This window comes from Paraburkholderia fungorum (assembly GCF_900099835.1).
Taxonomy (GTDB): Bacteria; Pseudomonadota; Gammaproteobacteria; order Burkholderiales; family Burkholderiaceae; genus Paraburkholderia; species Paraburkholderia fungorum_A.
This window is the reverse complement of record NZ_FNKP01000001.1, coordinates 1,984,693-1,996,273: the sequence shown is the minus strand read 5'-3', so window position 1 is coordinate 1,996,273 and position 11,581 is coordinate 1,984,693. Positions and strand designations below refer to the sequence as shown.

The window sequence follows — 11,581 nt, the reverse complement described above, 5'->3', positions numbered from 1 at the left end:
CCGAGGAGATAACGTGAAATACCTACCGTTAATCGCTTTGACCGTGGCAATTTCTGCCTGCGCCGCTCAACCGCCTGCTGGCGTTCAATCCGTCGGACAAAGCCAGCAACCGCCGAAGGCCGTGGCCACCTGCATCGCGCAGAAATGGGCCGACGGTTCGCAACAGCAGGTTGTCACGCAAAATACCCTGGCCAACGACCAGGCCATGGACGTGTATGTGCCGGGTCAGCAACCGCCTAACGGCGCTGCAGCTGTGGTGCGTCCGTCCTACAGCGGCCCGGGCACGTGGGTCGGTTTCCGCGCAGGCGGCGGCGCTGGCGGTGAAGCGGCTGGCGCGATCAGCGGCTGCCTTTAAGCTTTAATGTCTGACGCAACGCTCGTTGCGTAGCAGCAAACCATTTGCCGGTCGCACCGCGATCGTCAAATGAAAAAGCCCCGCAAATGCGGGGCTTTTTTGCCTGCGTACTGTGTTCCGCACGCGGCCTGAAAGCGCTGACGACAGTTAGTCGTCGTTGCCTTGCGCGTTATTGCTGCTGCTGTCGAGCGAGCCGTAGAACTTCACTTTCGAACGCTCGCGCAGCGCCTGCACATAGGCTTCGACTTCCGACTGCGAGGCAACTTGTGCGATCTGTTGCTGCGCAGCAGTCAGACGCTGCGGGTCGATCGGCGCACCCGCGACCACCGAGTTCACCCGATAGATCGCGTAACCATCAGCACCGAGGTCCACACCCACGTAAGCCGGCAATTTTTGCGCATCGGCTTTGTAGATTGCACTCAATGCGGCAGGCGGCACGCCCTGCGCGTCATTGCGCGAAACCTTCAGCGGAGACGAAAAACCGGTCGTTGCCTTCGACTTTTCAAACTCGGCCAGCTTCGCGATACCGTCCTTATGCGCTGCCTCGTCCGATTGAACCGCAACGACCTTCTGACGCACGGCATCTTTGATCGCGTCGAGCGCCGGCACGGCCGCAGCCTTGTAGTCGGTCACGCGTGCAGCGATCAGCGCGTTGCCGCCAACGTCGATAGCTTGCGTGTTATTGCGAGCCTGCACCGCGTCATTGGCAAACACGGCCGCGAGGAACTTCGCATTGTTCAACGGGCTGTCAGGCGGCAGCTTCGGATCCGGCTGCGGCGTGACCGTCGCGGTTTGCAACTGGAGCTTGTACTTGTCGGCGGCCGGTTGCAGGCTCTTCGCCTTTTCGTAGACGATCGACGTGAAGCCTTCCGAATCGTCGGTGAATGCCTTGCTGGCCAGTTGCGTCTTCAGATCTTTCGCGATCTGATCTTTCACTTCGTCGAACGGCTTCGTGACGGCAGGCTTCACATCCGTCACCTTGACGATGTGGAAACCGAAATCGGTTTGCACGATGCCGCTGACTTCGTCTTTCTTCAGCGCGAACACAGCGTCGTCGAATGCCTGACCGCCCGCGATCATGCCGCGACCGAAGTAACCGAGGTCACCGCCCTTCGATGCCGAACCCGGATCCTGCGAATTCTGCTGAGCGATCTGCGCAAACTGATCCGGGTGCGCCTTGATCTGCGCGAGCAACTCTTCGGCCTTCTGCTTCGCCTTGGCTTTGTCAGCCGGGCTCGCGTCTTTCGGCGCCGAAATCAGAATGTGGCTTGCACGCACCTCGCCGTCCGTGCGGAAGTGCGTGATGTTGTCGTCGTAGTACTTCTTCAGATCGGCGTCGCTCGGCTGCGTTGCCGCGCTCAACGTTGCCGGCGACATCACGAGGTACTGAATCGTAGCCGTGGCGGGCGTGGCGAAGTCGCTCTTGTGCGCGTCGTAATACGCCTGCAATTGCGCGTCGGTCGGCTGGACTTTCGCCGCATAGTCACGCGGATGGAACGCGATGCCCTGCACTTCACGCTGCTGTTCTGCCAGTGCGGTCAGTTGCTGTGCGAGGGTTTTCGACGTGAAAGCACTGCCTTGAATGCTTGCCGGCAGTTGCTGCGTGGCAATGCTATAGCGCACGCGCTCGTCGTACTGGTCGGGCGTCATGCCCTGCATCGCAAGCAATTGCTTGTAGCGGTCGAGGTCGATCGAGCCGTCGGGATTCTTCAGCGACGAGATAACCGGATCGTTGAGCAGAACGCGACGCACGGCGTCGTCGGATGCAGTCAGATGCAGACGCTGCGTTTCATCGGCCAGCACGCGCTGTTCGATCAAACCGTCGAGCATGTCGCGGCGACGATCCGGCGTATCGAACGACTTCATGTCGAACTGCGCGCCAAGCATTTGACGAGCACGGTCGAGTTGCTGACGCATGGCGTCGTCGTACTCTGCGCGAGTGATCTTGTGACCGTTGACGCTTGCGACGTTTGCGCTCTCGTCGAAAAAGCCGCGGAACCCTTGAATACCCACAAAACCCAACCCCGGCACAATGACGAGGATGAGCATGAACATCATCAGGCGTTTGTGATTACGGAAAAAATCGAGCATGCGTGGAGTGCCAAAAACAGAACGCCCGATCTTACAACAGCGGGCAAAAAAAAAGGCGAACCGGAGTTCGCCTTTCATGGATGCTGGCGGAGTGGACGGGACTCGAACCCGCGACCCCCGGCGTGACAGGCCGGTATTCTAACCGACTGAACTACCACTCCTTATACTGCGTCACTGCGCTGAAACACTCGAACCGAATCTGAAACTGGTGGGTGCTGAGAGGCTCGAACTCCCGACCTACGCCTTGTAAGGGCGCCGCTCTACCAACTGAGCTAAGCACCCAGCTTCACGATTCATGTGCTTCTGCTATTGCTGCCTGATCGCTTCGGGCCGAACATTTCGACGCCTCAGTTAGCACCTGGCCGCCGCACTTCTTTCTGGCGAACCTGCTATTCCTCAAGCAGCAAGCCCATTAGTTTAGCGCATCCTTCAGAGCTTTGCCAGGCCTAAATTTAGGAACTTTTGCGGCCTTGATTTTGATCGCTGCGCCGGTGCGCGGATTGCGCCCCGTACGAGCCGTCCGCTTGCCGACCGCGAACGTGCCAAAACCGACCAACGTCACCGAACCGCCTTTCTTCAACGTACCCTTGACGCCACCGATCACAGCATCGAGTGCACGACCTGCCGCCGCCTTCGAAATGTCGGCTTGCTGTGCAATGTGATCGATCAATTCCGTCTTGTTCATTCCTACCCCCGAGAATGTTTATGGCAATCGTGACGGTGCTTTAACGCACCTGGATCATCACGCGGCTGGCGGTAACGCCGAGCCGCCTCATTAGAATTGGCCGAAACCCTTGTGTCAAGCGGGGTTGAGCCTGATTCAGCGGCTTTTTAAACCGCTTTTTTATAACCGAAGATTGCAACAATTCCATGCGTGCGCGGGCACTCCGCACTTTGCCCATAAGGTGGGAATGACAGTACGCGCGTTCATCACGCGATGCGTCCAGACAATAAAAAACCCGCGGCCGTAACCGCGGGTTTTTTGTCCAGCAAGCAACCAGGTTGCCAGCTGCTTTAGTGCTTCACAACTTCTGTTGCGCCAGCGTCTTTACCCGGCTCGGCTGCAACGGGCGTTGCAGGCTTTGCCTCTTCTTCCGGCAATGCTTGCGGTACACGTTCGAGCGCAAGTTCGAGCACCTTGTCGATCCAGCGGACCGGCACGATTTCGATCGCGTTCTTCACGTTATCCGGAATCTCCGTCAAGTCCTTGACGTTTTCTTCCGGAATCAGCACCAGCTTGATACCACCGCGATGCGCAGCCAGCAGCTTTTCCTTCAGGCCGCCGATCGGCAAGACTTCACCACGCAGCGTGATTTCGCCCGTCATCGCGACGTCGGCACGAACCGGAATACCGGTCAACACCGACACCAGCGCGGTCGTCATCGCGATACCGGCCGAAGGACCGTCCTTCGGCGTCGCGCCTTCCGGCACGTGGATGTGAATGTCCTGCTTCTCGAACGCTTCGTCCTTGATACCGAGACGACGCGAACGCGAACGCACAACCGAGCGCGCAGCTTCGACGGATTCCTTCATCACGTCGCCGAGCGAACCCGTGCGGATCACATTGCCCTTACCCGGCATCACCGCGGCTTCGATGGTCAGCAGATCGCCGCCCACTTCCGTCCACGCGAGACCCGTGACCTGGCCAACCTGATTTTCCTTCGCAGCCAGACCGAAGTCGTACTTGCGCACGCCGAGGAACGTGTCGAGATTACTGCCGTCGACCTTCACCGCGCCTTCTGCCTTCTTCAGCAGAAGCATCTTCACGACCTTGCGGCAAATCTTCGAAATTTCACGCTCGAGCGAACGAACACCCGCTTCACGCGTGTAGTAACGAATGATGTCGCGGATCGCGGTTTCCGTTACATCGACCTCGCCTTCCTTGAGGCCGTTGTTCTTCTTTTGCTTGGGCAAAAGATAACGTTGCGCGATGCTGACCTTCTCGTCTTCCGTGTAACCCGACAGACGGATCACTTCCATCCGGTCGAGCAGCGGCGGCGGAATGTTCAGCGAGTTCGACGTCGCCACGAACATCACGTCCGACAGATCGAAGTCGACTTCGACGTAGTGATCGGCGAACGTATGGTTCTGTTCCGGATCGAGCACTTCGAGCAGAGCCGATGACGGATCGCCGCGGAAATCCTGGCCCATCTTGTCGACTTCGTCGAGCAGGAAGAGCGGATTGCGCACACCGACCTTGGTCAGGCTTTGCAGAATCTTGCCGGGCATCGAGCCAATGTACGTACGACGATGGCCGCGAATCTCAGCTTCGTCACGCACGCCGCCGAGCGCCATACGCACGAACTTGCGGTTCGTAGCGCGAGCGATCGACTGACCCAGCGACGTCTTACCGACACCGGGAGGCCCAACGAGGCACAGGATCGGCGCTTTGACCTTGTCGACACGTTGTTGGACCGCGAGATACTCGAGAATGCGTTCCTTCACCTTCTCGAGACCGAAGTGGTCCTCATCGAGCACGCGCTCCGCATTCGAGAGGTCGTTGTTGACCTTGCTCTTCTTGCGCCACGGCAAGCCGATCAGCGTGTCGATATAGTTACGCACGACCGTCGCTTCAGCCGACATCGGCGACATCAGCTTGAGCTTTTTGAGCTCAGCGTCGGCCTTCTTCTTGGCTTCCTTCGGCATGCGGGCAGCCGTGATGCGCTTCTCGAGTTCTTCGAGATCCGCACCTTCTTCGCCTTCGCCGAGTTCCTTCTGGATCGCCTTGACCTGTTCGTTCAGGTAGTACTCGCGCTGGCTCTTCTCCATCTGGCGTTTGACACGCCCACGGATACGCTTTTCGACCTGCAGGATGTCGATCTCGGCTTCGAGTTGCGCGAGCAGATGCTCGAGACGCTCGATGACCGGGAACATTTCGAGGATGTGCTGCTTCTGGTCGAGCTTGAGCGGCAGATGCGCCGCGATCGTATCGGCCAGACGACCCGCTTCGTCGATACCCGACAGCGACGTCAGGATCTCAGGCGGAATCTTCTTGTTCAGCTTCACATACTGATCGAACTGCGACACGATCGCGCGGCGCAACGCTTCGGTTTCAGCGCTGTCGGCGTGGTCGGGTTCGAGCGGCATGACTTCGCACGAGAACTGCGTTTCCTGTTCTTCGATGGAAAGCGTCTTCGCGCGCTGCAAGCCTTCGACGAGCACCTTGACGGTGCCATCGGGCAGCTTGAGCATTTGCAGGATGTTGGCGACACACCCTACTTCGTACATGTCCTTTTCGGTCGGCTCATCTTTCGCAGCCGTTTTCTGGGCGACGAGCATGATGTGCTTGCCGCCTTCCATCGCTGCTTCGAGAGCCTTGATCGACTTCGGGCGGCCTACGAAGAGCGGAATCACCATGTGCGGGAAGACGACTACGTCACGCAGCGGGAGCAGCGGGAGCGTAATGCGTTCCGGCGGGAGGAGTTGGGTTCCTGACATTTCATTTCCCCATGAGTGGAATCAGTTCGTTCGATAGGTGAGGCCAGCAGAAACTATTGCAAGGCCTCCGCGTGTGGGAAAAGTTCAGTGACTCCGAAGGTTCAGTGACTCCATTGTGAAAACAAGCTTCATTGACCACACGATAAACGAAAAAAGCCGTTCACGTTGCCATGAACGGCTTTTTTTGCAGAACTCGAAAGCCGATCAGTTCGAACCCGCGACCTTGGGCGCGTCTTCGTAGATCAGTAGCGGTTTGCCGTCGCCGTCGATAACGTTGTCGTCGATGATGACCTTGCTGACGCCTTTCATTTGCGGCAGGTCGTACATCACTTCAAGCAACGCCTGTTCCAGGATGGAGCGCAAACCACGCGCACCCGTCTTGCGACGGATCGCTTTACGCGCCACAGCCTGCAACGCAGCCGGACGAATCTCCAGTTCGACGCGTTCCATGTTGAACAGCTTGTGGTACTGCTTCACCAATGCGTTCTTCGGTTCAACGAGGATCTTCATCAACGCAGTTTCGTCGAGCTTGCCGAGCGTGGCGACCACCGGCAGACGGCCGATCAGTTCGGGAATCAAACCGAACTTGATCAGATCTTCCGGCTCCACTTCGCGAAGCACCTCGCCCGCGTCCCGCTCCTGCTTGCTCTTCACGCTCGCGCCGAAACCAATACCCGTCTTTTCGGTGCGGTCGACGATGACCTTCTCCAGACCGTCGAACGCACCACCGCAGATGAACAGAATATTGGTGGTGTCGACCTGGATGAAGTCCTGATTCGGATGCTTGCGGCCGCCCTGCGGAGGCACTGACGCCATCGTGCCTTCGACGAGCTTCAGCAGAGCCTGCTGCACGCCTTCACCCGACACATCACGTGTGATAGACGGGTTGTCGGACTTGCGGCTGATCTTGTCGATTTCATCGATGTAGACAATACCGCGCTGGGCCTTGTCCACTTCGTAGTTGCAGTTCTGCAGCAACTTCTGAATGATGTTCTCGACGTCTTCGCCGACATAGCCGGCTTCCGTCAACGTGGTTGCGTCAGCAATCACAAACGGGACGTTCAGGAGGCGTGCGAGCGTCTGCGCGAGCAAAGTCTTGCCGGAACCGGTCGGGCCGATCAGCAGAATGTTGCTCTTTGACAGCTCGATTTCATCCTTCTTGTCGAGATGCTTGAGGCGTTTGTAGTGGTTGTACACCGCTACTGCAAGAATCTTCTTCGCGCGTTCCTGACCGATCACGTACTGGTCGAGAATTTCACGAATTTCCTGCGGGCTTGGCAGATCGGACTTGGACAAGCCCGCCTCGATGCCCGCACCCGCCGCCTCGTCACGGATGATTTCGTTGCACAGGTCGATACATTCATCGCAAATGAACACCGACGGGCCAGCAATCAGCTTTTTGACCTCATGCTGGCTCTTGCCGCAAAACGAGCAATACAACAGCTTTTCGCTGTTAGAACCTTTCTTGTCCGCCATAGATGTGTGAGCCTCCGGACACTCAATTACATGATACGCCGTTTGCCCCCGCCTCGCGGTTTGGGCGTGGCGGGGTTTGAGCCAAGGTGACGGCGTTTGCCGCAGGCGCTCGGACGATTCTTGATTATTTCACAACGGATCTGGCGGCCTTGCCCCAACTAAGGGCAAAACCGCACCAGATCAAGGACGCTTGTGCGCGACCTGGTCGACCAGACCGTAAGCTTGCGCGTCGTCGCCGGACATGAAATTGTCGCGGTCGGTGTCGCGGGCAATACGCTCGACCGGCTGGCCGGTGTGGTGGGCGAGCAGACTATTCAGGCGCTCCTTCAGGTACAGAATTTCCCGAGCCTGAATTTCGATATCCGAGGCCTGACCACGCGCGCCGCCCAGCGGTTGGTGAATCATCACTCGCGAATTCGGCAATGCAAAACGCTTGCCCTTCGCTCCCGCCGCCAGCAGGAACGCGCCCATGCTAGCTGCAAGACCCATGCACAGCGTGGAAACGTCCGGCTTGATGAACTGCATCGTATCGTAGATCGCCATGCCGGCCGACACCGAACCGCCGGGGCTGTTGATATAGAAGCTGATGTCCTTGTCCGGATTCTCGCTTTCCAGGAACAGCATCTGCGCGACAACCAGATTAGCCGTCTGATCGTTCACCTCGCCCACGAGGAACACGATACGTTCCTTCAGCAGACGCGAGTAGATGTCATACGAGCGCTCGCCCCGGCCGCTCGTTTCCACGACGATCGGCACCAGTCCGAGCGCCTGCGCTTCGAGATCCCGCGACGATTGGGAGGTCAACGTGTCCAGCATTTGAGCGCGAAAGGTCATGCAATGGATCCTTGTCTGGAAATATTCTAAATATTCGATGCTAGACAGGTGTGGTCGACGAGCCCGCATTCAAGTGCGCGATCAGTACGAACTGGACGCGCAATGCCATGCAAAATGCAACGCACATTCACAGCACAAAAAAACGGCGTGCGGGCCGTCGCTCCGACAGCCGGCACGCCGTTGCAGCGACGCTTACGCTTGCGCCGTTGCGCTTGCCAGTTCTTCGAAGCTCACTTCCTTGTCCGTCACCTTCGCCTTACCCAAAACGAAATCGACGACGTTGGCTTCAACGACGTACGCTTCCATTTCAGCAAGACGTTGCTGGTTCGAATAATACCAGCGGACGACTTCCTTCGGGTCTTCGTAGCTTTTTGCGAACTCGTCGACTTCAGCACGGATCTGTTCCGGCTTGGCTTGCAGTTCGTTAGCCTTGACCAGCTCAGCCAGCACGAGGCCCAGCTTGACGCGGCGCTCAGCCTGTTCCTTGAACATGGCAGCCGGGATCGGCGCATCTTTAGCGTTGGGCACGCCGCGTTGCTCCAGATCCTGACGCGCCATTCCGACGAGGCGCTCCTGATCCTGTTCGATCAGTGCGTTCGGCACGTCGAGTTCGGAAATTTTCAGCAGCGCGTCCATCACCTGGTTCTTGACGATGGCTTGCGTGCGGCGCTTTGCTTCGCGTTCGAGATTGTCTTTGATCTCGGCGCGCATCTTGGTCAGATCGCCGTCTTCGATACCGAGCGACTTCGCGAAGTCAGCGTCGATTTCCGGCAGGTGCGGCCACTCGATCTTCTTCATCGTGATCGTGAATTGCGCCGTCTTACCTGCGACGTCCTTGCCGTGGTAGTCCTCAGGGAACGCCAGGTCGAATTCCTTAGCCTCGCCGACCTTCAGGCCCAGCGCTGCCTTTTCGAATTCCGGCAGCATGCGGCCTTCGCCCAGCACGAATGCGAAGTCGTCGGCGCTACCGCCCTGGAACACTTCGCCTTCGATCTTGCCGACGAAGTCGACCGTCACGCGATCGCCGTCTTTGGCTGCCGTATCGGCACCGCCGTCGCCATGATCGCCAGCTTCGCCACGAGCGTGGAAGTGCACGCGTTGCTTGCGCAGGATTTCCAGCGTGCGGTCGATTTCCGCTTCGCTGATCGTGGTCGTGGTGCGTTCGATTTCAGCCGTAGCGACATCGCCCAGCTTCACTTCCGGGTACACCTCGAAAGTTGCGTCGAATGCGTAGTCGCCTTCAGCGACGTCGGCCTTCGGCGCAAAGCTCGGCTGGCCTGCAACGCGCAGGTTTTCGGTACGGCTGATGTCGAAAAATTCCTTGCCGACCTTGTCGCTCAGCACTTCGGCTTCCACCTGGCCCGAATACTGTTGCGTCACCATCTTGAGCGGCACCTTGCCCGGCCGGAAACCCGGCATACGCACGTTCTTCGCGAGTTGACGGATACGCGAATCCACTTCCTTCTGCACGGCATCCTTCGGCAGGGAAATCGTGACGCGGCGTTCGAGCTTGCCGAGGTTTTCAACAACGTTAGCCATGGCTTCAATCGTCCTAAAATTATTCGAGCGAATCAGTTATCTTCTCCGTGCCGCTTGTCGATGTCGCGTGCAAACGTTCTTTACATTCGCTAACGTCGTTTTGCATCGATTGCGCGCCTGCGCCGCGGGCTTGCAGGCCGCCGGCAGCACGGTTGGGTCCAAAGAGCCGAATATTTTAGCAAACTATTTGCGCGCCCAACCGGGATTCGATGAATGAGGACGTTTTTCTCGAGATTCCGGTAGCTTTCCGGGCCGTTTCGGCACGGTTTCCACCTGATTCCAGTGCCGCTCCTGCGCCTGGTCTCCGCCTGTCTGCGGCGACGTTGACCCAGCACCCGGAGCCACAGCAATCGCAACCACCGTTCGCGACGATATCCATTACGGCCGCGCCTCCAGCCCCGTCCGCCTTCACGTTGCGCTAGATCCCCGTTTACCGCCGCCACAGAACAGCGCCTGTCGGCTAGCACGCTCCAGCGGACGATTCCGGCTATGCCGTTCGACATATTCAGTCCGCGCGCCCATGCTGATAAGCTAATGAACGAGCTTGGGCTGCATCGCTTTCTGATCTGTTCCGACTGCCCCAGCATCCCGCGAAACAATTCCAACTATCCAGAGACACCATGCCGAATTCGTCGTCCTCGCCTGTCGTCGTCATTGCTCCCGACTCCTTCAAAGGCTCGCTCAGCGCGGAACAGGTCGCGCAGGCGATCGCGTCTGGCATTCAGCGCGCGCGGCCCGATGCCAGCGTGCGCATTTGCCCGATGGCCGACGGCGGCGAAGGCACGCTCGACGCGATGCTCACGAGCGGCGGCGAGCGACGCAAGCTGAGCGTGCGCGGCGCGGCCGGCCCATTGCGCGAAGCCCAGACTGCGCTGCTCGCCGACGGCAGTGCGATTATCGAAACAGCGGAAATCGTTGGCATTACGGACGCGGTGGGCATGGGCGTGCCGGTCGAAGCACGCAGCACTCGCGGCATGGGCGAAGCGATACGCGCGCTGCTGGACGCCGGCGTGCGGCGGTTTTTCGTCGCGCTGGGCGGCAGCAGCACTAATGACGGCGGCGCCGGCTTACTGGCCGGCCTCGGCCTGAAACTGTTCGACGCGCAGGGTAACGAACTCGACGGCACGCCTGAGCAGCTTGCGCGCGTCGCGCGTCTCGATGTTTCCCAACTGGACGCCCGCCTCGCGGACACACAATTTATCGGCATGTCCGACGTGGATAACCCGCTGACCGGCGATCACGGCGCAACCGCGGTATTTGGTCCGCAAAAGGGAGTCAAGCCGGAACAGATCGCGTCGATCGACGCAGCCCTCGCCCGCTTTGCCGATCTGCTCGAAGCAGCACTCGGGCGCAAGGCGCGCGACGAGGCCGGTGCGGGCGCGGCGGGCGGCCTCGGATTTGCGCTGCATATGCTCGGCGCGAAATTCGAACCCGGCGCGGAAACAGTCGCCCGGCAGATCGGCCTCGACGCGGCGCTCGAAGGCGCGAACTGGCTGATCACGGGTGAAGGCCGCTCGGACGTGCAAACGCTGCACGGCAAGGCGCCGTTCATCGCTTGCCGTCACGCGCAGGCAGCCGGTGTGCCGGCCACGTTACTTTCCGGCGCAGTGGATTCAGCCGCATTGCCGCGTCTTTCCGAATATTTCAGCGGATGCTTTTCGCCCGCGCCGGGCCCGATTACGCTCGATGTCGCGATTCGCGACGCGGCACGTCTGCTTGCCAACGAGGCGGAACAACTGACGCGCCTCAGGTATGGGGCGACACCAGACTCCGCCCCCGGCGCGCGTTGACCCGCAGGGCGGTTGCGGCAACAATCACAGCGCCACGACCGCTCCACTCATCACGGGA

The 11,581-nt window shown here is 59.2% G+C and carries 8 protein-coding genes and 2 tRNA genes; 2 read left to right on the top strand and 8 right to left on the bottom strand.

Annotation, left to right across the window (positions count from 1 at the left end; translation table 11 throughout):
* Positions 1 to 13 precede the first annotated feature (13 nt).
* Positions 14 to 355 (top strand): hypothetical protein, encoded by a 342-nt coding sequence (locus BLS41_RS08830; RefSeq protein WP_074763952.1) that lies wholly within the window; start codon positions 14 to 16, stop codon positions 353 to 355.
* Positions 356 to 502: 147 nt separating this feature from the next.
* On the opposite strand, the gene BLS41_RS08825 is transcribed toward BLS41_RS08830, so the two are convergent.
* The 8 genes from BLS41_RS08825 to tig form a co-directional block, all read right to left on the bottom strand.
* Positions 503 to 2,446, bottom strand: coding sequence for a SurA N-terminal domain-containing protein (locus BLS41_RS08825; RefSeq protein ID WP_074763951.1), 1,944 nt, complete (start codon positions 2,444 to 2,446; stop codon positions 503 to 505).
* Between the two features lie 84 nt (positions 2,447 to 2,530).
* Positions 2,531 to 2,607, bottom strand: a tRNA-Asp gene (locus BLS41_RS08820).
* Positions 2,608 to 2,652: 45 nt separating this feature from the next.
* Positions 2,653 to 2,728 (bottom strand) — tRNA-Val (locus BLS41_RS08815).
* Between the two features lie 130 nt (positions 2,729 to 2,858).
* Positions 2,859 to 3,131, bottom strand: coding sequence for an HU family DNA-binding protein (locus BLS41_RS08810; RefSeq protein ID WP_007585907.1), 273 nt, complete (start codon positions 3,129 to 3,131; stop codon positions 2,859 to 2,861).
* Between the two features lie 329 nt (positions 3,132 to 3,460).
* Positions 3,461 to 5,884 (bottom strand): endopeptidase La, encoded by a 2,424-nt coding sequence (lon, locus tag BLS41_RS08805; protein WP_074763950.1) that lies wholly within the window; start codon positions 5,882 to 5,884, stop codon positions 3,461 to 3,463.
* Positions 5,885 to 6,088: 204 nt separating this feature from the next.
* Entirely contained in the window at positions 6,089 to 7,360 is a 1,272-nt protein-coding gene (gene clpX / locus BLS41_RS08800; RefSeq protein WP_074763949.1) for an ATP-dependent Clp protease ATP-binding subunit ClpX, read from the bottom strand.
* Positions 7,361 to 7,540: 180 nt separating this feature from the next.
* Positions 7,541 to 8,194: an ATP-dependent Clp endopeptidase proteolytic subunit ClpP gene (gene clpP, locus BLS41_RS08795; RefSeq protein ID WP_074763948.1), complete on the bottom strand. Its 654-nt coding sequence runs from the start codon at positions 8,192 to 8,194 to the stop codon at positions 7,541 to 7,543.
* A 192-nt stretch (positions 8,195 to 8,386) separates the two neighbouring features.
* On the bottom strand, positions 8,387 to 9,733 hold the full coding sequence (tig, locus tag BLS41_RS08790) for a trigger factor (protein WP_074763947.1): 1,347 nt from the start codon (positions 9,731 to 9,733) through the stop codon (positions 8,387 to 8,389).
* A 620-nt stretch (positions 9,734 to 10,353) separates the two neighbouring features.
* Between tig and BLS41_RS08785 the strand changes: the two genes are divergently transcribed.
* Positions 10,354 to 11,523: a glycerate kinase gene (locus tag BLS41_RS08785; RefSeq protein WP_074763946.1), complete on the top strand. Its 1,170-nt coding sequence runs from the start codon at positions 10,354 to 10,356 to the stop codon at positions 11,521 to 11,523.
* The last annotated feature ends 58 nt before the right edge of the window (positions 11,524 to 11,581 follow it).